General features: G+C 73.4%; 16 protein-coding genes. 5 read left to right on the forward strand and 11 right to left on the reverse strand.

Annotated features, from left to right (window positions below):
• Positions 1-72 precede the first annotated feature (72 nt).
• The 3 genes from FRANEAN1_RS08660 (at position 73) to FRANEAN1_RS08670 (ending at position 6,856) form a co-directional block, all read left to right on the forward strand.
• Complete coding sequence (locus FRANEAN1_RS08660) at positions 73-1,431, forward strand: glutamine synthetase family protein (protein WP_020459375.1); 1,359 nt, start codon at positions 73-75, stop codon at positions 1,429-1,431.
• Positions 1,432-1,540: 109 nt separating this feature from the next.
• Positions 1,541-4,903, forward strand: coding sequence for a bifunctional [glutamine synthetase] adenylyltransferase/[glutamine synthetase]-adenylyl-L-tyrosine phosphorylase (locus FRANEAN1_RS08665; RefSeq protein ID WP_020459376.1), 3,363 nt, complete (start codon positions 1,541-1,543; stop codon positions 4,901-4,903).
• Between the two features lie 174 nt (positions 4,904-5,077).
• Positions 5,078-6,856 (forward strand): phospholipase D-like domain-containing protein, encoded by a 1,779-nt coding sequence (locus FRANEAN1_RS08670; RefSeq protein WP_020459377.1) that lies wholly within the window; start codon positions 5,078-5,080, stop codon positions 6,854-6,856.
• Positions 6,857-7,048: 192 nt separating this feature from the next.
• Here the strand turns inward: FRANEAN1_RS08670 and glnII are convergent, their stop codons facing one another.
• The gene (gene glnII, locus FRANEAN1_RS08675) at positions 7,049-8,119 is read right to left on the reverse strand and encodes a glutamine synthetase GlnII (RefSeq protein WP_020459378.1); all 1,071 of its coding nucleotides are present in this window, start codon (positions 8,117-8,119) and stop codon (positions 7,049-7,051) included.
• A gap of 482 nt (positions 8,120-8,601) precedes the next feature.
• A complete protein-coding gene (glnA, locus tag FRANEAN1_RS08680) occupies positions 8,602-10,026 on the reverse strand; it encodes a type I glutamate--ammonia ligase (protein ID WP_020459379.1) in 1,425 nt (474 codons plus the stop codon).
• Between the two features lie 280 nt (positions 10,027-10,306).
• Here glnA and FRANEAN1_RS08685 point away from each other — a divergent pair, with 280 nt between their 5' ends.
• Entirely contained in the window at positions 10,307-10,684 is a 378-nt protein-coding gene (locus FRANEAN1_RS08685; RefSeq protein ID WP_020459380.1) for an RDD family protein, read from the forward strand.
• A gap of 182 nt (positions 10,685-10,866) precedes the next feature.
• Here FRANEAN1_RS08685 and FRANEAN1_RS08690 read toward each other — a convergent pair whose 3' ends face one another.
• From FRANEAN1_RS08690 to FRANEAN1_RS08710, 5 genes are all read right to left on the reverse strand, one after another.
• Positions 10,867-11,877 (reverse strand): DUF4191 domain-containing protein, encoded by a 1,011-nt coding sequence (locus tag FRANEAN1_RS08690; protein WP_020459381.1) that lies wholly within the window; start codon positions 11,875-11,877, stop codon positions 10,867-10,869.
• Between the two features lie 56 nt (positions 11,878-11,933).
• On the reverse strand, positions 11,934-12,215 hold the full coding sequence (locus tag FRANEAN1_RS08695) for a hypothetical protein (protein ID WP_347177040.1): 282 nt from the start codon (positions 12,213-12,215) through the stop codon (positions 11,934-11,936).
• Positions 12,216-12,416: 201 nt separating this feature from the next.
• Positions 12,417-13,403, reverse strand: a complete 987-nt coding sequence (lipA, locus tag FRANEAN1_RS08700; protein ID WP_020459383.1) for a lipoyl synthase — start codon at positions 13,401-13,403, stop codon at positions 12,417-12,419.
• A complete protein-coding gene (gene lipB / locus FRANEAN1_RS08705) occupies positions 13,400-14,233 on the reverse strand; it encodes a lipoyl(octanoyl) transferase LipB (protein WP_020459384.1) in 834 nt (277 codons plus the stop codon). The genes lipA and lipB overlap by 4 nt, the downstream gene beginning before the upstream one ends.
• Before the next feature lie 40 nt (positions 14,234-14,273).
• The gene (locus FRANEAN1_RS08710) at positions 14,274-15,023 is read right to left on the reverse strand and encodes a peptidase E (RefSeq protein ID WP_198145614.1); all 750 of its coding nucleotides are present in this window, start codon (positions 15,021-15,023) and stop codon (positions 14,274-14,276) included.
• 146 nt (positions 15,024-15,169) lie between these two features.
• Here FRANEAN1_RS08710 and FRANEAN1_RS08715 point away from each other — a divergent pair, with 146 nt between their 5' ends.
• A complete protein-coding gene (locus tag FRANEAN1_RS08715; RefSeq protein ID WP_020459386.1) occupies positions 15,170-17,032 on the forward strand; it encodes a protein kinase in 1,863 nt (620 codons plus the stop codon).
• A 27-nt stretch (positions 17,033-17,059) separates the two neighbouring features.
• Here the strand turns inward: FRANEAN1_RS08715 and FRANEAN1_RS08720 are convergent, their stop codons facing one another.
• The 4 genes from FRANEAN1_RS08720 to FRANEAN1_RS08735 all read right to left on the reverse strand — a co-directional run bounded on the left by FRANEAN1_RS08720 (position 17,060) and on the right by FRANEAN1_RS08735 (position 23,070).
• A complete protein-coding gene (locus FRANEAN1_RS08720; protein WP_020459387.1) occupies positions 17,060-17,971 on the reverse strand; it encodes a TIGR01777 family oxidoreductase in 912 nt (303 codons plus the stop codon).
• 299 nt (positions 17,972-18,270) lie between these two features.
• Positions 18,271-19,719, reverse strand: coding sequence for a 2-oxoglutarate dehydrogenase, E2 component, dihydrolipoamide succinyltransferase (sucB, locus tag FRANEAN1_RS08725; protein ID WP_020459388.1), 1,449 nt, complete (start codon positions 19,717-19,719; stop codon positions 18,271-18,273).
• 84 nt (positions 19,720-19,803) lie between these two features.
• On the reverse strand, positions 19,804-21,186 hold the full coding sequence (lpdA, locus tag FRANEAN1_RS08730) for a dihydrolipoyl dehydrogenase (protein ID WP_020459389.1): 1,383 nt from the start codon (positions 21,184-21,186) through the stop codon (positions 19,804-19,806).
• Between the two features lie 270 nt (positions 21,187-21,456).
• On the reverse strand, positions 21,457-23,070 hold the full coding sequence (locus FRANEAN1_RS08735; protein ID WP_020459390.1) for a leucyl aminopeptidase: 1,614 nt from the start codon (positions 23,068-23,070) through the stop codon (positions 21,457-21,459).
• Positions 23,071-23,242: the final 172 nt, after the last annotated feature.

Consider the following 23,242-nt stretch of genomic DNA (forward strand, 5'->3'; position numbering starts at 1 on the left):
TCCGGGGGAAGACCACCGGAAGATGACTCGGGGAGCCGTGCCGACGAGTCCACACCTCAGCGCGGAGGGCTCATGGACAAACAACAGGAATTCGTTCTTCGCACCCTCGAGGAACGCGACATCCGGTTCGTCCGGCTCTGGTTCACCGACGTCCTGGGGGTGCTGAAGTCGGTCGAGATCGCGCCGGCCGAGCTGGAGGGCGCGCTCGCCGAGGGCATCGGCTTCGACGGCTCCGCGATCGAGGGCTTCGCGCGGGTGCACGAGGCGGACATGCTCGCCCGGCCCGACCCGTCCACCTTCCAGGTGCTGCCGTGGCGCGGCGAGCACCCGATGACCGCCCGCATGTTCTGCGACCTGGTCATGCCGGACGGGACGCCCGCGGTCGCGGACTCCCGCTGGGTGCTGCGCCGCACCCTGGCGAGGGCGGCCGACGCCGGGTTCACCTTCTACACCCATCCCGAGATCGAGTTCTTCCTGCTCAAGCACCCGCCGACGCGCGGCGGCCCGATGCCGCCGCCGGTGGACGAGTCGGGCTACTTCGACCTGACCCCGAACGACATCAGCCACGACTTCCGCCAGCAGGCCATCGGCGTGCTGGAACGGCTCGGTATCTCGGTGGAGTTCAGCCATCACGAGGTCGCCCCGGGCCAGCAGGAGATCGACCTGCGCTACGCCGACGCGCTCACCATCGCCGACAACATCATGACCTTCCGGCAGGTGGTGAAGGAGGTGGCGCTGCGCCAGGGCATCTACGCGACGTTCATGCCCAAGCCGTTCAGCGACCAGGCCGGGTCGGGCATGCACACCCACATGAGCCTGTTCGAGGGCGACCGCAACGCCTTCCACGACCCGACCGACGAGTACCAGCTCTCCAAGGTGGCCAAGGCGTTCATCGCCGGGCTGCTGGTGCACTCCGCTGAGATCACCGCGGTCACCAACCAGTGGGTGAACTCCTACAAGCGGCTGGTCGGAGACCAGCGCGCCGGTGAGCTGATGGAGGCGCCCGCCTACGTCTGCTGGGGCCACAACAACCGCTCGGCGCTCGTCCGGGTGCCGCTGTACAAGCTCAACAAGTCCAACGCGGCCCGGGTCGAGTTCCGGTCGCCGGACAGCGCCTGCAACCCGTACCTGACCTTCGCGCTGATGCTCGCCGCCGGCCTGCGCGGGGTACAGGGCGGGTACGACCTCCCGGCACCGGCGGCCGACGACGTGTGGACGCTGACGGACGCGCAGCGCCGGGAGCGCGGCATCACCGCGCTGCCCGGGTCCCTCGCCGAGGCGATCGCGACCATGGAGACGTCCTCGCTCGTCCGGGAGACCCTCGGCGACGAGCTGTTCGACTTCTTCCTGCGCAACAAGCGCTCGGAGTGGATCGAGTACCGCAGGCAGGTCACGCCGTTCGAGATCGACCGGTACCTCCCGACCCTGTGAGGAGCCGGCGGCCGCGGGCCGCCGCTCCTCCGGAAGACGCGCCCATGCCCCACCAGACGTCCGTACCCCACCGGGTGACCGCGCCCGGCCGGCTGACCGTTCCCGTCAGATGACCGTCCCGGCCGCTGACCGGCGGCGCCACACGGTCGCCGCGCAGCTTGCCCGGCTCGGCTTCTCCGACGTCGAGCGGGTCGCCGCGACCATGCGGCGGATCGGGCTGCTGCCGGTGGATGACGGCGCGGGCGGGTTCGCGGCGAGCGCCGTCGTCGGCGAGCTCGCTGCCGCCGCCGATCCCGACCGGGCGCTGCGCTGCCTCGACCGGCTGCTGGACGCGTTGGACGCCCAGGACACGCTGGACGCCCAGGACACGCTGGACGCCCAGGACACGCTGGACGCCCAGGACACGCTGGACGCCCAGGACACGCTGGACGCCCAGGACACGCTGGCGGGCGCGCGGCTGCTGACCGCGCTCGCCAGCCGGGCGGGCCTGCGCCGCCGGCTGGTCGCGGTGCTGGGCGCGAGCTCCGCACTGGGTGATCATCTCGTCGCGCACCCCGGGGACTGGGCGATCCTGGACTCCGACGAGGCGATGACCGGCCCGGCCGATCCGGTGGCGGCCCGCGGCAGGCTGCTGCGGGCCGTCGGCGCGGACCCAGGCGCCGTCGAGCCCCGCGCCCGCGGCGCCGGCCCGGACGTGCTGGACGCGCTGCGCCTGGCCTACCGGCGCGCCCTGCTCGTCCTGGCCGCGCGGGACCTCACCGGGGCGGTGACCCTCGACGACGCCACCGCCGAGCTCGCCGACCTCGCCGGGGCCGCCCTCGACGCCGCCCTCGCCGTGGCCCGCGCCGGGCTCGGGCCTGGCGACGTCCCCGTCCGCCTCGCCGTGATCGGGATGGGCAAGTGCGGCGGGTGCGAGTTGAACTACGTCAGCGACGTCGACGTCCTGTTCGTGGCCGCGCCGGCGCTGATGCCGGCGGCGGCGGTTGGGACTGAGGGGGCGGTTGGGACTGAGGGGGCGGCTGAGACGAAGGCTGTGCAGGCGCGGATGCCGGAGGCGCCGCCGGGTCTGGAGGCGGTGCTGCGCACCGCGACGCGGCTCGCCGAGGGGGTCGTCCGGGTCTGCGGCATGCCGACCGCGGCCGGCGAGCTGTTCCAGGTGGACGTCAACCTCCGCCCGGAGGGTCGGCACGGCGCGCTGGTGCGCACCCTCGACAGCCATCGGGCCTACTACCGGCGCTGGGCCCGGACCTGGGAGTTCCAGGCCCTGCTCAAGGCCCGCCCGATCGCCGGTGACTTCGAGCTCGGCCGGCGGTTCGCCGCGATGGTCGCCCCGATGGTGTGGACGGCGGCCTCCCGCCCCGGGTTCGTCGCCGACATCCGGGCCATGCGGCGGCGGGTGGAGCGTTCGCTGTCACGCTCCGAGGCCGACCGCAACCTCAAGCTCGGCCCCGGCGGGCTGCGCGACGTCGAGTTCGCGGTGCAGCTGCTGCAACTGGTGCACGGCCGGGCGGACGCCAAGCTCCAGGTCGCGTCCACCCTGGACGCCCTCGACGGGCTGGCGCGCGGCGGGTACGTCGGCCGCCGCGACGCCGCCGGGCTCGCCGACGCCTACCGGTTCCTGCGCGCGGCCGAGCACCGGCTGCAACTACAGCGGCTGCGCCGGCTGCACACGCTGCCGCGCGATCCCGGGGAGCTGCGCTGGCTGGCCCGGTGTATGGGCCTGCCGGGCGCCGCCGAGCTGGACGCGGAGCACCGCCGGGTCGCCCGCTTCGTCCGCTCGCTGCACGAGAAGCTCTTCTACCAGCCGCTGCTGGAGGCCGTGGCCCGGCTGTCCGCGGAGGAGATGCGGCTGACCCCGCAGGAGGCCGCCGACCGGCTGGCCGCGCTCGGCTTCGCCAACCCGGCCCGCTCGCTGCGTCACATCGAGGCGCTGACGAACGGTGTGAGCCGCACGGCCGCCATCCAGCGGCACCTGCTGCCGGCGATGCTGCCCGCGTTCGCCGACGCCCCCGAGCCCGACGCCGGGCTGCTGGCGTACCGGCAGGTCAGCGAGGCGCTCGGGCGCACCCCCTGGTACCTGCGGCTGCTGCGGGATTCCGCCGGCGCCGCCGACCGGCTTGCCCGGGTGCTGGCCACCAGCCGCTACGTCGCCGACCTGATGGCCCGGGCGCCGGAGTCGGTGCGGCTGCTGCGCACCGAGGAGGAGCTGCGCCCGGTGCCGCGCGAGGCCCTGGTACGCACCCTGCTCGCGGTCGCGCACCGCAACCCCGACGCCGAGGACGCGGTCGGCCGGGCCCGGGCGGTGCGCCGGGTCGAACTCGTCCGGGTGGCCTGCGCGGACCTGCTGGGCCTGCTCGACGTCGGCGCTGTCGGCCGGGCCCTCTCGGACGCCACCGCGGCCACGATCGAGGCCGCCCTGCTGATCGCGCGCCGCGAGGTCGCCGGTGTCCACGGTGCCGACGGCTCCGTCGGTTCCGTCGGTTCCGGTGGTTCGAGCGGTTCGAGCGGTTCGAGCGGCTCCGGCGGGTTCGGCGCGGTGAACGCGGTGAGCGGTTCCGGCGGGGGCGACGGGGGCGGCGGGGGCGACGGGCTGCCCGTCCGGCTGGCCGTCGTCGCGATGGGCCGGCTCGGCGGCGGGGAGCTGTCCTACGGCAGCGACGCCGACGTGCTGTTCGTCCACGAGGCGGGACCGGGGGTCGGTGAGGCGCGGGCGGCCCGGCTGGCCGCCGAGATCATCGAGGAGTTGCATCGCCTGCTCGCGCTGCCGGGCCCGGACCCGCCGCTGATGCTCGATGCCGCGCTGCGCCCGGAGGGCCGTAGCGGACCGTTGTCCCGCACGATCGAGGGCTACTCGTCCTACTACGAGCGCTGGTCGGCGGGCTGGGAGGCCCAGGCGCTGCTGCGCGCCCACCCGCTGGCCGGCGACGCGGAACTCGCCGCCCGCTTCTGCCGGCTCGCCGACCGCGTCCGGTACCCGCGTTCGCTGCCCGCCGGCACCATCGCCGAGTCCGTGCGGCTGCGCGGGCGGATGGGACGGGAACGGATCCCGCGCGGGGTCGACCGCGCTCTGCACGTGAAGTTCGGTCCGGGCGGGCTGACCGACGTCGAGTGGACGTTGCAGCTCCTTCAGCTCGGCCACGCCTGGCGGCTGCCGGGCCTGCGCACCACCGTCACCCGGGACGGCCTTCGCGCCGCGGCCGGCGCGGGCCTGCTCGCCGCGAGCGAGCTCGCCGCCCTGGACTCCGTGTGGACGCTCGCGTCGCGGGTGCGCAACGGGATCATGCTGACCTCCGGTCAGGCGGGCGACGTCCTCCCGGCCGGTCCGCCCGATCTGGAGCGGGTCGCCCGCGCGCTGGGATATCCGGCGGAGACAGTTCACGAGCTGCCGGCCGGCTACCGCCGGGCCGCCGCCCGCGCCCGCTCCGTGGTGGACGACGTCCTCGCCCGCGAGCAACGCGCCGCGCACGGCTGACCCCGGGGTTCACCAGCCTTTCACGGTTTTACGCACCGGTGTCGCCGGCAACGTGGTAAACCAGTATGGCCGACCATTCGGGAGGGACGGGGGACCCTGGCAGATATCGGCCGTTCCGAGCCGCCCTGCCGCGCCGTCGTGGTCGCCCGCCGTGTACTGCGCCGAAAGGGAATTGTGTCGCACGCGCCGCACAATATCGACACGCTGACAGCCGCCTACTTTACCCGCCCCACCGACCTTCCGTTCTCCCCGCCTCCTGGAGAAACCGCGCCGGAGCAGTGGGCGCCACGGGATCTGGGGCCGAACGACGTCGAGGCATTCATCGATGGTCTAGCCTATTTCACCGCCGTCGAGAACGAGATCGACCAGCTCATCGCCGGTCCGGTCGGCGCGGGGTTCTTCTACTGCACGGCGTGGTGGCTCGGCCTGGTCTCGACGCCGGCGACGGTGCGGATCCGCTCGTTCGACAAGTCGATCGGAAAGATCGCCGCGACAGTGGGGATCGACCTCCAGGACGAATTTACCCGAAATCTGGGCCAGGACGAGTTCAAACTACCCAGCGGCACCCCGCTGCGATCGAAGCTCGCCCAGCTCATCGGTCGGAAGGTGGATGTCCGGATCCTGGCCTGGACGTCGCCCTTCGCGCCGAAGTACAAGCCGGTGGCCGACCTGCTGGGAGGCCTGACCGACCTCAATCTCCACACCATCCTCAGCGTTGACTCGCTGCGGCGGATCTACGGGCCCGCCGGCCAGAACAAGATCCTGCTCAACACGTGCGCGCATCCGCTGGGGGCCGCCCACGCCAAGATGATCGTGTGCGGCAGCGCGAATCGGCTCGCCGCTTTCACCGGCGGGCTCGACGCGGCACCCGGCAGAATGATGCCGGTGCCCTGGGCGCTGGCGAGTCCGACCCGTGGCTGGCACGACGTGGCGGTCCGGGTCCAGGGCCCGGCGGCCGGGGCGATGCACAACTTCTTCCGCAGTCTGTGGAATGAGCAGCTCAAACAGCCGATCGACACGTTCGTCCTCGACGACCAGCAGATTCCCACGCATTTCGCGGACTCGCCCCCGGTTCCGGCCGCCCCGGCGCCGCCGGCCGTCGTCGGACCGCGCCAGCGGGTTCAGGTCCTGCGGACGGTGCCGCAGATGAAGTTCTCGGCGGCCGGCCCGGAAAGGCTTGGCCCGTCCGCCGCGCAGCGATGGCTTCTCACCACCGCGGCCGGGTTCAGGCGAGCGCCCATCACCTTCGCCCCGGATGGAATCTTCGAGTTTCACGTAGCGCTGCGAAAGGCGATTTCACAGGCCACCCGGTACATTTTCATCGCCGACCAGGCATTCTCCTCGCAGGAGGTGATGGGCTGGCTCAACGCCAGACTCATCCAGCAGCCGGGCCTGAAAGTGATCCTGGTGCACGGCGCCGACCCCGCCGACCCGCCGTCCGGGCTGCTGAACCACGCCGTCAACAACTTCCTGCTGCCCCACCTGCCGGGAGTCGGTGGAAACCCGAACAATGTGATGGTCTGTGGCTGGGCTGGCGTCACGGTCCACAGCAAGGTTGTCATCATCGATGACCAGTGGTGTGCGGTCGGCTCGGCGAACTGTATGCGCCGCAGCCATTTCACGGATATCGAGCTGTCGATCGCCGTGCTTGACGAGGACGAGCCTGGTTTCGCTCAGCGGCTTCGCCGGGACCTCTGGGCGCGGTACTGCGGCGTGCCGCTGCCGGGGGAGTCGATCGTCTTCTCCTACGACGACGAACTCACCGCCCTGCTCGACCTCAACCGGGCGCTGGGGATCTGGAAGCCGGCGTGGGGGTCCGGGGCGGCGCTGCCGATGGCCGCGCACCTGCTCGGCTCGGTCCAGCCGTACCCGCTGCCCATGCCCGCGCCCACGATCGCCTACAGCGAGGCGGCGTACGACGCGCAGGACATCGACTCGCGCAAGGTTGTCTGACCCGGGGCCGACCCGGAACCCCCGCGGCCGTCCCGGCCGCGGGGAGGCGGCCGGGGCCGCGGGAGGGTGCCGCCGCGCCGCCAGGGCGCGCTTGGAGCGGTCAGCCCGCGGCCTCCGGCCAAAGGGCGGCTTGCCAGCCAGAGGCCGCGGACATGCTCCGTGCCAGCAGGGCCGCACCGCGGCCCCACGGGGTCAGACCTTGACGGTCGCGTCGGCGGTCTGCGACGGCACGAACAGGGTCGGCTTGTCGCCGGCCAGCGCGCTGCAGCAGGTGTCGACGATCAGTGAGGAGACCACGTAGGGGTCCATGTTGGCGTTCGGCCGGCGGTCCTCGATCCAGCCCTTCTTGGCCTTCTCGACGGCCCACGGGATCCGGATCGACGCACCGCGGTCCGAGGCGCCCCAGGAGAACTTGTTCCAGGGGGCCGTCTCGTGCTTGCCGGTCAGCCGAAGCTCGATGCCGTCACCATAGTGGGTGACGTGCTCCATCACCCGGGTGCCCAGCGCCTCGCAGACGGCGACGATGGCGTCCCAGCTTTCCATGGTCTGCTTGGTGGAGAAGTTGGTGTGCGCGCCGGCGCCGTTCCAGTCGCCGGCCATCGGCTTGGCGGCGAACGACACCGACGCGCCGAAGTCCTCGGCGATCCGGTGCAGCAGCCAGCGGCCGACCCAGATGTGGTCGCCGATCGCGGGGGTCGGGAGCACTCCGATCTGGAACTCCCACTGGCCCATCATGACCTCGGCGTTGGTGCCCTCGATCGCGAGGCCGGCGTCCAGGCACGCCTGGGTGTGCTTCTCGACGATGTCCCGGCCGGGCATCTTCTCGCCGCCGACGCCGCAGTAGTACGGGCCCTGCGCCTCGGGGAAGCCTGACGCCGGCCAGCCGAGCGGACGCCCGTTCTGGAAGAACGTGTACTCCTGCTCGATGCCGAACATCGGCGACATGTCGGCGTACTTCTCGGCCACCGCCCGGGCGGCGGCGCGGGTGTTCGTCGGGTGCGGGGTGAAGTCGGTCAGCTGGACCTCACACAGCACGAGCACGTTGTCGCCGCCGCGCAGCGGGTCCGGGCAGGTGAAGACAGGCTGCAGGACGCAGTCGGAGTTCGAACCCGGGGCCTGGTTCGTGCTCGAGCCGTCGAAGCCCCAGATCTCCGGCTCCTTGCCGCCCTTGACGATGCGGGTCTTGCTCCGCATCAACGGCTCAGGCTCGGTGCCGTCGATCCAGATGTACTCGGCCTGATAGCTCTTCGACTTGGAGCTCACTCATACTCCCCGTGGTTGACGTGGCACGTGACGGAGCGACTGTGTGATCGGCCGGGGGAGGGCCGACCCCGGCCGCGACTGACGCAGGGTTCGTCCGGAGCTTCGTCGGGCCTCGTTTCCAATCAGTTCCCGGGGTGTTAATTCTCGGTCACCGGGGTGTTGCTGCGCGGCCGTAGTCGCGGCGCGGAAGCGAATACCCGTCGGTTCGCGGGAACCACCCTGGAAAAGCTGGCGTAACGACGGACGGCCCGTGCCCACGGGTTCGTGGACACGGGCCGTCCGTCATCAGCTGATATCCGCCCACCGTCGCCGGCGGTGTTCCGGGAAGGGCCAGCCGCAGGTCGCAGCGGCTGCCGGGTGGGTGCGCCGGGGGTGGGCCGTAGGTCATAGGAGAAGTCCCCGGCGCCGCTCTCGCCAGGTGTGGCGGGAGCGGCGCCCGCCCCGTTGGTGGCGCCGCTCCGGGCCGGGAGGGATATCGCGGCCTAGATGTCGTAGTAGAGGCTGAACTCGTACGGGTGCGGGCGCAGCCGGATGGCGTCGACCTCGTTCACCCGCTTGTAGTCGATCCAGGTCTCGATGAGGTCGGGGGTGAAGACGTTTCCTTCACGGAGGAACTCGTTGTCGGCCTCGAGGGCGTCGAGGACCTTCTCGAGTGAGCCGGGCACCTGCGGAACGGCGGCGAGCTCGTCCGGCGGGAGCTCGTAGAGGTCCTTGTCGATCGGGTCCGGCGGGTCGATCTTGTTCTTCACGCCGTCCAGGCCGGCCATCAGCATCGCGGCGAACGCCAGGTACGGGTTGCAGCTCGGGTCCGGCACCCGGAACTCGACCCGCTTCGCCTTCGGCGAGTCGCCGCCGAGCGGAATCCGGCAGCACGCCGAGCGGTTGCGCGCCGAGTAGACGAGGTTCACCGGGGCCTCGTAGCCGGGCACGAGCCGCCGGTAGGAGTTCGTGGTCGGGTTGGTGAACGCGAGCAGGGCCGGCGCGTGGTGCAGCAGGCCGCCGATGTAGTAGCGCGCGGTGTCGGACAGGCCGCCGTACCCGTTCGGGCTGTAGAAGAGCGGCTCGCCGTCCTTCCACAGGCTCTGGTGGGTGTGCATGCCGGACCCGTTGTCCTCGAAGAGGGGCTTGGGCATGAAGGTCACGGTCTTGCCGCGGCTGCGCGCCACGTTGCGGATCACGTACTTGTAGAGCATCAGGTTGTCGGCCGTCTTGAGCAGCGTGTCGTACCTGATGTCGATCTCGGCCTGGCCGGCGGTGCCGACCTCGTGGTGCTGCATCTCGACGGTGATGCCGACCTCGAAGAGCACCCGGGTCATCTCCGAGCGCAGGTCGGTGAAGTGGTCCGTCGGCGGCACAGGGAAGTAGCCGCCCTTGAACCGGGGCTTGTATCCGAGGTTGCCGCCCTCCTCCTTCCGCGCGGTGTTCCACGCGGCCTCCACCGAGTCGACCGCGTGCATCGACCCGTAGGGGTTGTAGTCGTAGCGGACGTCGTCGAAGATGTAGAACTCGGCCTCGGGGCCGAAGTAGGCGGTGTCGGCGATCCCCGTGCCGCGCAGGTAGGCCTCGGCCTTCTTGGCGATGTTGCGCGGGTCGCGCGAGTACTGCTCCTTGGTGATCGGGTCGTGGATGAAGAACGTCATTGCGAGGGTGGGGTGCTCACGGAACGGGTCGACAAACGCCGTCCGAGGGTCCGGAAGAAGCAGCATGTCAGATTCATGAATCGCCTGGAATCCGCGGATCGACGATCCGTCGAACATGAGCCCATCGCTGAAGACCGACTCGGAGAAAACCTCCGTGGGGATTGTGAAGTGCTGCATCACCCCGGGAAGGTCACAGAATCGTACGTCAATGAACTGAACGCCTTCGTCCCGGATATAACGGAGCACGTCGTCGGCGTTTGTGAACATCCACCCTCCAGCGTTTGTCAGGTATCCATGGACTGACAGGGTACGCTCCGGTCGGTTGCGTGATGTGACCGCATGGCGTACTGGGGATATCACCGGGTTGTTTCCGAGATGTTACCGTAGCGGCGTTCGTGACGGTACGTCATCGCCCGGTTGGCGCGGGATCGCCGCATAGGCTTGCGCCGTGGGACGCGCACTCGGAGGTTGGCTGGAAGGGCCCGGGCTGCCTCGGGACACACCACCCGGAGCCCGACTCGGGCTCCCGGCGGAGGGCCCCGGTTCGGTGGTGGGGTTCGGTCCCCGCCTTGTCGCCTATGCCGTCGACGCGGTGATAGCGAACCTGCTGGTGGGAGTCCTGTTCCTCGTCGGCGTCAGCGCCGCGGGGGATGCGCGCGGCTTGGCCGTGTACGGAGCGTTCCTGCTCGAGGAGCTCCTGCTGGTCGCCGTCGTCGGGCAGACCATCGGCATGCGGCTGGCGGGCATCCGGGTCATCCGGGTGCGCGACGGGGCGCGCCAGAGCTGGCCCTGGATCGTCGTGCGGACACTGCTGCTGGCGCTGTTCATCCCGATCTTCATCTGGGACCGCGACCTGCGCGGCACCCACGACCGCGCCGCCGGAACGGTGGTAGTGCGCGACCCGGTCACCTCACCGGCGACCTGAGCCCGCGCGGAGCCCCGAGCCGCGCCACCGGACGGGCCGGTAGGCCCGGGGGGCGGTGCCGGCCGTGCCGGTTCAGCCGCCCTGTGGCGGGACGGTGCCGGCGGCGGGACGGAACCCCGGCAGCACCGGGGCCGGCGAACCGGGCCCCGGACGGTCGGGGTTCGGGCAGTCGGGGTTCGGGCTCAGCGGAGCCGGCCGCCGCGGGGGATGTTCCGCGGGATGGGGCCCTTGGGGATCGGCAGCGCCGGGGCGCTGACGGCCTTCAGCCTGCGATCGAGGGCGTCCACATCGCGCTTGCGCAGCTCGCGGCGCAGCCGCATGAGCGTGCTCTGCAGCTTCGGCAGCGGGATCTCGCCCTCGCCGTTCCCGACGACGTAGTCGAGCAGTGGCGCCTCGCCGACGATCTTGCGGATGCGGCGCTTCTCCGCGACGAGCAGCTCGCGCGGGCCGCGCCCGCGACCCTCCGCGATCAGGATCACGCCTGCCCGACAGACCACGCGGTGGACCACATCCTGATGCCGGTTCACGCCGACGGCGGGGGTGAGCCGCCAGTCGCCGCGCATCCGCTCGACGACGCCGGCGGCGGCGCCCGGCTTGCCCTCCATCTCGGCGTACGCGGTCTTCTGGACGCGCCGGCTGAACACGTTCAGCGCGACGACCAGCCCGAGCAGCACCGCGATCGGCAGCCACACGTACAGCGGGCCGACGAAGACCCCGAGGATGACGCCGACCGCGATCGGGCCGGCGAGCCCGAGCAGGCTCAGCCACAGCACCCGCGGGTCACGCTGCTTGGTGATCTTGTATACGAGGCGGATCTGCGCGAGCCTGCCGCGCGCTCCACCAGGCTCGCCGCCACCACCAGCGGGCGGCGGCGGCGGTGTAGCGGCCCGCGCGTTCCGGCCGGCCTTGGCCGGCGGGTCGGACGGACCGCTCTGGCCAGCCTGGTCGGACCTACCGGCCCGGCGGGCCTTGCCACCGCCCTTCGGGGATCCACCCTTGGGGGCGCCGCCGGCCGGCCCGCCCGCCTTCGGGTCCCCAGCCTTCTGGGCACCCCCGCGCGCGCCCGCGCGTGACCCGGCCGCACCCGTTCCGCCCGGCCGGCGGGCGGCCCCGCCACCCGTCGTTCCGCTTCCACCCGCGGCCGCGAGCACCGGCTCCCCGCCGGCTCCGGCCGGCTTCTTCCGCAGCGCCATAGACGCGAGCCTACGGCCTCGAACGGGGTGCCTGGCGACTGCTCCGGTAACGGAGGTCAGGAACGGGCGGCGGCCGCCGCCCGTGAGAGCACCGGCGAGACCCGTGGCGCCGAGATCCGCGGGACGGGGAACGTGGCCCGGGCCGGCGGCGGCGCGGGCGGCGGGGCGGGGGAGGGTCCGAGTGCGGACACGGAGATCTGGTCGACCCAGCGGTAGCCGGTGGTGACGTGCAGGTCGGTGGCGGCGCGCCAGGCGTTGTGGCGCGCGGTGCGCTGCCCGCCATGGGGCAGGACGAGAAGAGTCAGTTCCTCGAGTGCGCTGAGGAGTGAGCGGAACACGGTGTCGACGACCTCCCGACGCGGTCGTGGCGCCCGAGGCGGGAGGAGCTCCCGCCGGAACAGCACCGAGTGTGAAGGGCGCAGATGTCGCCGCGATGTCCGCAAGGTGGCGACGACCCCCGCGCAACGGCGAATCTCGTGACTGCCGTGTGACGCAGAGCCGAGCTTAGTCGCTCGCGGTAGTCGCCACCAGTCGAGTCATCACCTGGCGTGAGAGTCGTCGGACACACTTTCGGGCAGATCAGCCTCTACGGTGGCAGTATTACTACGTACGGTGACTGCCTGGCGGTACAGGCGTCCGGCGCGGTACGACGACCGGACGAGCGGACCGGACAGCACACCGGCGAAGCCGATGCCGGTGGCGCGCCGCTCCCACTCCACGAACTCCTCGGGTCGCACCCAGCGCTCCACCGGGTGATGGCGGGGGGTCGGCCGCAGGTACTGCGTGACGGTGAGTAGGTCGCAGCCGGCCTCGTGTAGCGCGGTCATAGCCTCGGAGACCTCGTCGTCGGTCTCACCGAGCCCGAGGATCAGGTTCGACTTGGTCACCAGGCCGGCCGCCCTGGCCTGGGCCAGGACGTCCAGCGAGCGCTCGTAGCGGAACCCCGGCCGGATCCGGCGGAAGATCCGCGGAACCGTCTCCACGTTGTGCGCGAGCACCTCCGGCTCGGCGGCGAAGACCTCGCCGAGCTGCTCGGGACGGCCGCCGAAGTCCGGGATCAGCACCTCGACCCCGGTGCCCGGCGACCCTGCGTGGATCTGCCGGACGGTCTCGGCGTACAGCCACGCCCCGCCGTCGGGCAGGTCGTCGCGGGCGACACCGGTCACCGTGGCGTAGCGCAGGCCCATGGTCGCCACCGACTCGGCCACCCGGCGCGGCTCGTCGACGTCCAGCGGGGTCGGGCGGCCGGTGTCGATCTGGCAGAAGTCGCAGCGGCGGGTGCAGACGTCCCCGCCGATCAGGAAGGTGGCCTCGCGGTCCTCCCAGCACTCGTAGATGTTCGGGCAGCCGGCCTCCTCGCACACCGTGTGCAGGCCGGCCCCGCGGACCAGGTTGCGCACGTCGGTGTACTCGGGGCCGGTGCGCATCCGGGTGCGGATCCACGGCGGCTTGCGCTCGATCGGCGTCTGCGCGTTGCGCGCCTCCAGCCGCAGCAGCGGCCGGCCTTCGGGAGCGACCGCGGTCATCGGTGAACCTTCCCGCCGGCGAGCCCCGCGCCGATCAGATCCGTGTCGGACGTTCCCGCCGTGGCTGCCGTGGCCGCCGTGGCCGCGGTGCCCGCCGTGGCCGTGCCGGCCACCTTGCCCGCGCTGTCCTCCGCGCCTGCCGGCCGGCGGCCGGCCTCGGCGGCCAGGCCCGCGGCCAGGTAGTCGGCGAGCGCGGTGAGCATGTGCCGTTCGACCACCGGGCGGGCCTCGGCCACCGGCAGCGGACGGCCCAGCTCCCGGCTCAGGCTGGTCACGCCGGCGTCCGAGATCCCGCACGGGACGATCCGGCCGAACGCGGAGAGCGCGGGATCGCAGTTCAGCGCGAAACCGTGGTTGGTGACCTTCCAGCTCACCCGGACCCCGATGGCGGCGAGCTTGCGCAGGCCGTCGGACGTCCACACGCCCGTGCGCCCCTCGACCCGCCGGGTCTCGAGACCGAACTCGGCGCAGGCCGCCATCAGGCCGGCCTCCAGTGCCCGTACGTAGGCCACGACGTCCAGCGGCATCGGGAGCCGCACGATCGGGTAGCCGACCAGCTGCCCCGGGCCGTGCCAGGTGATGCCGCCGCCGCGGTCGACGTCGACGACCTCCGTCCCGTCGACCGGGCGGTCACCCGCGCCCGTCCGCCGGCCCGCCGTGTAGACGTCGGGGTGTTCCAGCAGGATCAGCGTGTCGGAGCCGCGTCCGTGGCGGCGGTCATCGGCCAGGGCCCGCTGCATCTCCCAGGCCTCGCGATAGGGAACGACACCCAACCGGAGGACATCCACGTCCCGAGCGTACGCCCGCGGGCCGGGGCAGCAGGGCCACATGGGGACCCGTCGGGAGCTGTCAGGAGCCGGATCGCCGCGGCTACGGCGCCTGGTCCGCCGCGGTCCGCGGATCGGGGAGGAGCCTGGCCGGGACCCGGGTCTCGACGGCCGTCCCGGCCGGGCCCGGCTTGACCCGCCAGGCGTGGGCGTCCGGCCGGTCGGCCACCGCCTCGACGAGCTCGGTGCCGCGGAAGTGCAGGCCGGCGCCGTCGTCGGTCGCCCACCCGGCGGGCAGCGTCCCCTCGGCGACGAGGCGCTGGTAGAGCGGCCGGCGCGCGGGCTCGGAGTCGTAGTGTGGGGTGTTGCTGTGCGGCAACAGGCCCAGCCCGTTCGTCACCGGGCGCAGGTCGGGGCCGAACGAGTCGGTGGTGCCGCCGGTGTGCCAGCACAGCGAGCCGGCGGAGACCCCGCCCAGCACGACCCCGGCCTCCCACACCTCGCGCATGATCCGGTCCAGGCCGTGCGCCCGCCACACGGCCAGCAGGTTGGCCACGCTGCCGCCGCCGACCCAGACGACGTCCTGCGCGAGCAGGTGGGCCCGGACGTCGGCGACGTTGGGCATCGGGAACAGCGCAAGGTGGGAGACCACGACGTCCGGCCGGTCCCGGCTCAGCGCCGCGTACCCGCGGGCGTAGGCGGCCTGGTCGTCGCCCAGGGCGGTCTGCAACAGGCACAGCCTGGGACGTCCGGCGGGGGCGGCGAGCTCGATCGCGTGATCCAGCAGTGGTCCGACCCGGGCGCCCCACCGCCCGTCGGGCCGGAAGCCGCCGCTCGTCGCGAGGATCTGCACAGATGACTCCTGGTTGACCGGCCCCGGAAGCGTCCCGGGGCGCCCGTCCGCGCCCGGCGGCGCGCCGCCGCCGCTCGAGAGGAAGTTATCCACAGCAGGGGAAAGAGTCCTGCAGAGGTGGTCGGATCCGCCTAGCGTCGACGTTCGTGACCTTCACCGACGATTCCGGCGATCGGCTGGGGCGGCACGGCGGCGAGCCCGTCGTGCCGGGAATCCTCCTGCACGGCCGCCGATACGACGCCGGCGCCGGCGAGGTCTGGGCCGGCCGGATCGAGCGGCTCGGGATGGACGTGACCATCCGCTACGTTCGGTTACCGGCCGACTCGCTGCTGCGCGCCGAGGCCTTCGACGAGGCCCAGCTGCTGCTCGGCATCCGCCATCCGCACCTGGCCTCCGTGGTGGACGTGATCCGCACACCCGACGGCCTGGCCGTGGTCACCGAGCCGGTGCACGAGGCGGTCAGCCTGTCCCGGCTGCTCGGCGCGCGGGGTCGGCTCGACCCGGGCGAGGTCGTCACCATCGGCCTACCCGCGGCGCAGGCGCTGGCCGAGGTGCACGCGGCCGGTCTGCACCACGGCGGGCTGACCGCCCTGGACATTCTCCTCGAGCCGAACGGGCGGCCGGTTCTCACCGGCGCCGGCATCGCGGCCCTCACCGACCCGGGCGTGTCTGCCTCGGAGGACGTGCACGACCTCGCCGACCTCCTGCTCGGCGCGATGCGCCAGGCGACGGGGCCCGATGCCGCCGCGGTCGCCGTCGCGGTCGCGATGGCCCTGGTGGACGACCCGCGCCGCCGGCCCTCGGCCGCCGAGCTCGCGGCCGGACTGGCCCGCAGCGCCACGCCACTTCCCGTCCGGATGACGGACGTGCCATCCGGGGCAGCAGGGGTTGTCGAGGTCGACCCGGAGCCCGGCCGGCCCGCGGACGGCGGGAACGCCGCCCCGGTCGACCAGGGCGACCTGCTGGATCCCGACGAGAGTCTCCGGGGCGAGGCCGGCGACAGCGGCCACCCGGACCCGTGGTCGGCAGCCGAGGACGTGGCGGGGCCGGGCGACCCGGCCACGGGCGACCGGGGCTTCGAGGGCGACCCGGGCTCCGCGGCCGGCCCACCGGAAACCCCACGGCCCGCCGGTCGGGATGATCCCTACGGTCTGTACCTCGCGACCGGTCAGGTGATCCCGGACGAGGACGACGAGCCACCACCGCCCAGGGAGGCCGACGCCGAGGGCATCCGGCCTCCGCATGACGGGCGGACCGCACCGGCCGAACCAGCCGACCTGGTGGGCTCGCTGCGACCGGTGAACCACGACCGGGCCGGCACCCGCCGCCGCGCCGGCCGGGCCGGCCGGGCCGCGGCGCCCGCCCGCGCCCGGGGCACCACCCGCTCCCCGGCACCGCGCGCGGCCAGGGCACGCCGGGCAGCGGGGGAGCGGGCCGGCGGCCGGCGGCGGCACCCCGTGTTGTTCCCGGTGCTCGCGGGCGTCGGTCTGGTGATCGTCGCCATCGCCGCGCTCCTGCTGGCCCATGACTCCGGGTCGGACGCCACCGGTCAGCCCGTGCCCACCGGGAACACCGCCCGCGCGGACCCGACCGCGAGCCCCGTCAACGGGCAGACCCCGGAACAGGTGTGGCGAGCCGTGCTCGACGAGCTCAACACCGCCCGCAGCAAGGCCTTCGAGCGGGCGGACGAGACCGCCCTCGACCTCGCGGACGCGCCCGGCAGCGCCGTCCTGGAGTCGGACCGGACATCGATCCGGGAAATGGTCCGGCGAAGCGGGCGCTCCACGCCGGTGCGGATCGAGATCGTCGACGTCGTGGTTCGTGAGGAGGAAGCCGACCGGGTGGTCCTACGGGTCACCGAGATCGTGGGGGCCTACGACTTTGTCGGCGAGGCGGGCAATGTGCTGGCCCAACAGCCGGCCAGCCCGCCGGAGACGAAGGATCTCACCCTGTGGCGGACCGAGGCGGGTTGGCGGCAGGCCGAGAGCGTCAAGACGGCCCCCAGCTGAGCGAGCGGCCGGACCCGGCGGCCCGGTTCAGGCGTCGCGGTGGACGGCGTCGGCCAGCGCGGTGGCGAGGTCGGAGTGGTTGAACCGGAACCCGGCGTCGACCAGCGTGGCCGGCGCGAGCCGCTGGGAGGCGAGTGGTCCCTCGTCGGCGAACTCGCCCAGGGCCAGGCGTAGTGCGAAGCGCGGTACCTGGGCGAAGGCCGGGCGCCGTAGCGTCCGCGCCAGCGCCGACGTGAACTCCGCGTTCGTCACCGGGGTGGGCGCCACCAGGTTGACCGGCCCGCGTACTCCGTCGGCCTCGAGGAGGAAGCACAGCGCGTCGACGGTGTCGGCCAGGCTGATCCAGCTCAGCCACTGGCGCCCCGAGCCCAGCCGGCCGCCGGCTCCGCGCCGGAAGATCGGGAGCAGCCGTTGGAGGGTCCCACCGCGCCCGGAGAGGACGATGCCGGTGCGCACCCGGACGACCCGGATGCCGGCCTCCTGCGCCGCTGTGGTCGCGTTCTCCCAGTCACGGGCGAGCTCGGCGAGGAAGCCGGTGCCGGGCGGGGCCGTCTCGTCCAGCGCGGCGCCGGCCGAGCCGGCGTTCGTGCCGTACCAGCCGATGGCGCTGCCGGAGAGCAGGACCCGCGGGCGCGGGTCGAGGCCGGCGAGGGCCTCGGCGAGCAGGCGGGTGCCGTCGATGCGGCTGGTCCGAAGGGTCTGCTTGTAGGCGGCGGTCCACCGGCGGTCGCCGATGCCGGCGCCGGCCAGGTTCACGACGCCGTCCACGCCGGCCAGGGCGGCGGCGTCCAGCGTGCCGGCCGCCGGGTCCCAGCGGATCTCGGACGGGGCGCGCGGCGGGCGCCGGACGAGGGTGACGACCTCGTGGCCGTCCCCGCGCAGCGCGGGCAGCAACGCCGAACCGATCAGCCCGGACGAGCCGGTGACGGCGACCTTCATGCGTCCGGGACCCCCATCCGACCCTCCTGGACCTGGAGTCCGTGGCACGGCGACCCCGGGGCCCGGACGTCACCCTAGCCGGCCGCGGCCACCTGCGCCGCCGGACCGCGCCGGCCGCCGGACCGGGCAGGCGGGGCGGACGGGGCGGCCGGGTTTCGGGCGCCGGCGCGGCATGTTCTCCCGCACCAGGCCCGGCGTGTCTCCCCGCGAACGACAGCGGCGGTCGGGTGGGTCCACGGACCCACCCGACCGCCGCCGGCCCTGCCTGCCTGCCTGTGCCTACAGCGCCGAACTCGTGGCTACAGCCCGAGCTCGGCCTCGAAGGCGCCTTCCTCGAGACGGCTGGCGATCGCGGTGAGGAACCGGGCCGCGTCGGCGCCATCCACGATCCGGTGGTCGTAGGTGAGGGCCAGGTAGACCTTCGACCGGATGGCGATCACCTCGCCGAGCTCGGGATCGGTGACGACGGCCGGGCGCTTCACGACCGACCCGGTGCCCAGGATCGCCACCTGCGGCTGGTTGATGATCGGGGTGTCGAACAGGGCGCCGCGGCTGCCGGTGTTGGTCAGCGTGAAGGTGCCACCGCCCAGGTCGTCCGGGGACACCTGGTTGGCGCGGGTCCGCGCGGCCAGCTCGTCGATCTTGCGGGCCATCCCGCTGAGGTTCAGGTCGCTGGCGTTGTGGATCACCGGGACGACCAGGCCACGGTCGGTGTCGACGGCGATGCCGAGGTTCTCCGAGTCGTGGTAGGTGACCGTGCCCGCCTCCAGGTCGATGCTGGAGTTGATCCCCGGGTGCTCGCGCAGTGCCTCGCACGCGGCCACCGCGAAGAACGGCAGGAACGACAGCTTCACGCCCTCGCGGGCCTGGAAGTTCGCCTTGGCCCGCTCGCGCAGCTTCGCGATCCGCGTGACGTCGGCCTCCACGACGGTGGTGAGCTGCGCGCTGACCTGCAGCGACTCGACCATCCGACGGGCGACCAGCGAGCGCAGCCGGGTCAGCTTCTCGGTGCGGCCACGGGGCGCGGTGGACGCGGTCGGCGCGGCGGCGGGAGCCGGCCGGGCGGCCGCGGGCGCCGCGGGGGCCTGCGCCGGGGCGGGAGCGGCCGGCACAGCCGGAGCGGCGGGGGCGCTGGGAGCCGCGGCCGGCGCGGAGCCGCGGGACTTCGCCGCGTCCTGGATGTCCTGCTTGGTGATGCGTCCACCCGGGCCGCTGCCGGTGACCGAGCCGAGGTCGACGCCCAGCTCCGCGGCCATCTTGCGGACCAGCGGCGTCACGTACCGGCCGAGACCGTCGGCGGCGGCGTCCGGGGCGGCGACCGGGGCCTGCGCGGGCACCGGCGTGGCGGGAGCCGGCGGCGGAGGCGGTGCCGCCGCGGGAGCGGGCGCCGGCGCCGACGGAGCGGGGGGAGCAGGCGGCGGGGGCGGCGCGGCGGCGGCAGGCGCCGGCGGAGGCTCCGGGGCCGCGGCGGGGGCCTCGGCGGGCGCGGCCGCCGCGCCGGCACCCGCGGCGCCGTCCTCGATGACAGCCAGCTCGACGCCGACCTCGACGGTCTCGTCCTCGGCGACCTTGATCGAGCCGAGCACGCCGGAGGCCGGCGCGGGGATCTCGGTGTCGACCTTGTCGGTGCTGACCTCGAGGAGCGGCTCGTCGGCCTCGACCCGCTCGCCTTCCTTCTTCAGCCAGCGGGTGACCGTCCCCTCGGAGACGCTCTCCCCGAGGCGGGGCATCGTGACGGATACTGACATGCTGACAACGACTCCTTCGTCGCGCCCGGCGCCCTCCCCACCACACCCGGTCGGGCCGGGCGGGGCGGACGCGGGCACCGCGGGCTAGCTGTGGACGTGCAGTGGCTTGCCGGCGAGAGCGAGGTGCGCCTCGCCGAGCGCCTCGGAGAGGGTCGGGTGCGGATGGAGGAGCTGGGCCACGTCGGCGGGGTATGCCTCCCAGTTGGTGATGAGCTGGGCCTCGGCGATGAGCTCGCCGACCCGGTCGCCCACCATGTGGACGCCGACGACCGGGCCGTCCGCAGCCGAGACCACGGTCACCGCGCCCGCGGAGCGCAGGATCCGTGCCTTTCCGTTGCCCGCCAGGTGGTACGTGGCGGTGTTGATCTCCCCGTGGCGTTCCCGGGCGGCGGCCGCGGTCAGACCCACGGACGCCACCTCGGGATGGGAGTAGGTGACCCGCGGGACGTTGTCGTAGTCGACCGGTACCGGGTCGAGCCCGGCGAGCAGCTCGGCCGAGAGGATGCCCTCGGCGAACGCGACGTGGGCCAGTTGTGGCCCGGGCCGGACGTCCCCGAGGGCCGAGACCGTGGGGATGTTCGTCCGCAGGTGCGTGTCGACGAGGACATGGCCGCGGTCCGTCGAGACGCCGACCTCGTCCAGACCGAGGCCGGCGGAAACCGGGCCGCGCCCGACCGCGACGAGCAGGAGCTCGGCGTCGACGGTGGACCCGTCCTCCAGGACGACGGTCACGCCCCGGTCGGTGGTCTTCGCGCCCGCGAGGGGCACCCCGAGGCGCAGGGCGATGCCCCGGGCGCGGAACGCGCGTTCGAGCAGCTTCGAGCTGGCCTCGTCCTCGGCCGGGACGAGATGGCCCAGCGCCTCGACAATGGTCACCTCGGCGCCGAACGAACGCCAGACCGACGCGAACTCGCAGCCGATCGCCCCGCCGCCGAGCACCACCACCGACCCCGGGACGTGCTCCAGCGCCAGCGCGTCCCCGCTGTCGATGACCGTCCGGTGGTCGAGGTCGAGGCCGGGTAGCGTTCGCGCGGCCGAGCCGGTGGCGAGCAGCACGTGCCGGGCCTCGACCACCCGGTCGCCGACGGCCACCGCGGTCGGGGACACCAGCCGGCCGGTGCCCGTGACGACCTCGATGCCCCGGGCCCGGACCAGTCCGCTCAGGCCCTTGTACAGGCCGTCGACCACCGAGTCGCGGTAGGCGCGGACCCCGGCCATGTCGATGCCGTCCAGGGTGGCCCGGATGCCGAAGCTCTCGCTGGCGGCGACGGTGTCGACGACCTCCGCCGCGTGCAGCAGCGCCTTCGTCGGGATGCAGCCGCGGTGCAGGCAGGTGCCGCCGAGCTTGTCCTTCTCCACCAGGACGACCCGCAGGCCGAGCTCGGCGGCGCGCAGCGCCGCGGCGTAACCGCCGCTGCCACCCCCGAGGACGACCAGGTCGACGGGACCGGCCGCTGTGTCCGCCACGCGAGGGGTCCCTTCTTCGTCGACTTGCGGACGGTGGGGTCACGGCCTGGCGGCGGCAGGAGCGCGGTCGTCGTCCAGGCCGGTGAGCCCCGCCGGGGCGGCACCCGACCGCGGGACGGGCGTCCCGCCGGGTGACACGCTCCGGCCCGCCCAGTCTTTCACGACGAGGCGGTTGGACTGGACAGACTGTGCCGACTGTGCCGCATCACGCGGCGTCCGTTCGTGTCACCCGCCCCGTCGCGCGGCGTCCTGAGGCGGCGCCGCCGCACGTCACGGGGTGGTGGCGGCCCTGTCCTCGGCGAGCTGGACGAGGGTGCGCACGATGGCCCCGGTGCCGCCTCTGGGCGTGTAGCCGTAGGGCTCGCCGCCGTTCCAGGACGGGCCGGCGATGTCGACGTGCGCCCAGGGGATCTCCTCGGGCACGAAAGCGGCGAGGAAATGGGCGGCGAGCAGCATGCCCGCGTCCCGGTTCCCGCCCGGGGCCACGTTCGCCAGGTCGGCGACCACCGAGTCGAGGCTCTTGCGCAGCTCCGGCGGCATCGGCATCGGCCAGACCGTCTCGCCGGCGCGCCCGGCGGCGGCGACCACCGCGTCGGTCGCCTCGGAGCGGCCCATCACCCCGCTCGTGCGGGTGCCCAGCGCGACGATCTGCGCGCCGGTGAGGGTGGCGACGTCAACGACGAGCGCCGGAGTGTCCTCGGACGCGCGGGCCAGCGCGTCGCCGAGCACGAGCCGCCCCTCGGCGTCGGTGTTGAGCACCTCGACCCGCTTGCCGCCGCGCAGCGTGATCACGTCGGACGGCCGGATGGCGTCGCCGGAGGGCATGTTCTCCGCGCACGGCATCCAGCCGGTCACGTTGAGCGCCAGGCCCAGCCGTGCGGCCGCGACGACGGCCGCGAGCACGGAGGCCGCGCCGGCCATGTCGCTCTTCATCCACTCCATGGACACCGGCGGCTTCAGTGACAGGCCGCCGGAGTCGAACGTGATGCCCTTGCCGACCAGGGCCAGGTCGGTGCAGGCGGGGTCGCCCTCGGCTGCCCTGGTGCCGGCGGCGCCCTGGTAGCGCAGCCGGATCAGTCGCGGCGGGTTGGCCGAGCCCTGCCCGACACCGAGCAGGCCGCCGTAACCGCCCTCGGCGAGCGCCTCCTCGTCGAGAACGGTCACCTCGACGCCGGCCGCGCCGCCACGCTCCACCGCGATCTCGGCCAGCCGGGCCGGCGAGAGGTGGCTCGGCGGAGTGTTCACCAGGTCCCGCACCAGCGTGACGGCCTCACCGATGATCGTCGCGCGCTCCAGGGCGGCCTCCGCCGCCGCCAGGTCGGACGGGTCCTCGACCGTCAGGACCAGCTCGCGCACGGGCGCCGGCCCGTTCGGTGAGGTGCGCAGGCTGTCGAACGCGTAGGCGCCCAGCAGCGAGCCCTCGGCCGCCGCGCGCAGCGTGGACGCGGTCGGCCGGCCGGCGGCGAGCGCGAGTGTCGAGGCGACCCGGGCGGTGCCGGCGAGCGCGCGGACGGCGGCGCCGGCCGCGCGGCGCAGCGTCTCGGTGTCGGTGTCGGTGTCGGCGCTGGTGCTGGTGCTGGCACCGCCCGCTTCCTCACCCGCTCCGGCGGTACCGGCGGTGAACGCGGCGTGCTCCCCGACGCCGACCGCGAGCACGGTCGGGGCCTTCAGCGTCCCGAGCGTGGCGAAGCGGACGATGTCGCCGGTGGCTCCGGTCGCGCCGAGGTCGGCGAGGATCCGGGCCAGCCGGCCGCCGAGCGCCGCGTCGAGGGCGCCGGTCCCGCCGAGGGGCACCGGACCGTCGTCGCCCTTGGCCATTCCGATCACGACGGCGTCGACGTCGAGGTCGGTGAGGGCTGCGGAGGCGGCAGAGGTGACGGTCATGCTTCGAGCGTATTGGGCCCCGGGACCTGTGGCCTGGTGTGGCACCGAGGCGGTGGGCTGCCGGTGGCCGGAGGGGACAGCGGGAAATCGCCCCGTCACCGCGCCGTCATCCCGCCGGCCCGTGGCCACGTGGTCCTGTCCGGGCCGCTGCCGGCGTGCCGAAGTGACGTCC

The organism is Parafrankia sp. EAN1pec, assembly GCF_000018005.1.
Lineage (GTDB): Bacteria > Actinomycetota > Actinomycetes > Frankiales > Frankiaceae > Parafrankia > Parafrankia soli.

Bases quoted from the DNA above. Each gene is read 5' to 3' on its own strand.
- FRANEAN1_RS08660 (WP_020459375.1), top strand. From the start codon at position 73: ATGGACAAACAACAGGAATTCGTTCTTCGCACCCTCGAGGAACGCGAC.
- FRANEAN1_RS08665 (WP_020459376.1), top strand. From the start codon at position 1,541: ATGACCGTCCCGGCCGCTGACCGGCGGCGCCACACGGTCGCCGCGCAG.
- glnA (WP_020459379.1), bottom strand. From the start codon at position 10,026: ATGTTCACAAACGCCGACGACGTGCTCCGTTATATCCGGGACGAAGGC.
- FRANEAN1_RS08690 (WP_020459381.1), bottom strand. From the start codon at position 11,877: ATGGCGCTGCGGAAGAAGCCGGCCGGAGCCGGCGGGGAGCCGGTGCTC.
- lipA (WP_020459383.1), bottom strand. From the start codon at position 13,403: ATGACCGCGGTCGCTCCCGAAGGCCGGCCGCTGCTGCGGCTGGAGGCG.
- lipB (WP_020459384.1), bottom strand. From the start codon at position 14,233: ATGTGGCCCTGCTGCCCCGGCCCGCGGGCGTACGCTCGGGACGTGGAT.
- FRANEAN1_RS08720 (WP_020459387.1), bottom strand. From the start codon at position 17,971: ATGAAGGTCGCCGTCACCGGCTCGTCCGGGCTGATCGGTTCGGCGTTG.
- sucB (WP_020459388.1), bottom strand. From the start codon at position 19,719: ATGTCAGTATCCGTCACGATGCCCCGCCTCGGGGAGAGCGTCTCCGAG.
- FRANEAN1_RS08735 (WP_020459390.1), bottom strand. From the start codon at position 23,070: ATGACCGTCACCTCTGCCGCCTCCGCAGCCCTCACCGACCTCGACGTC.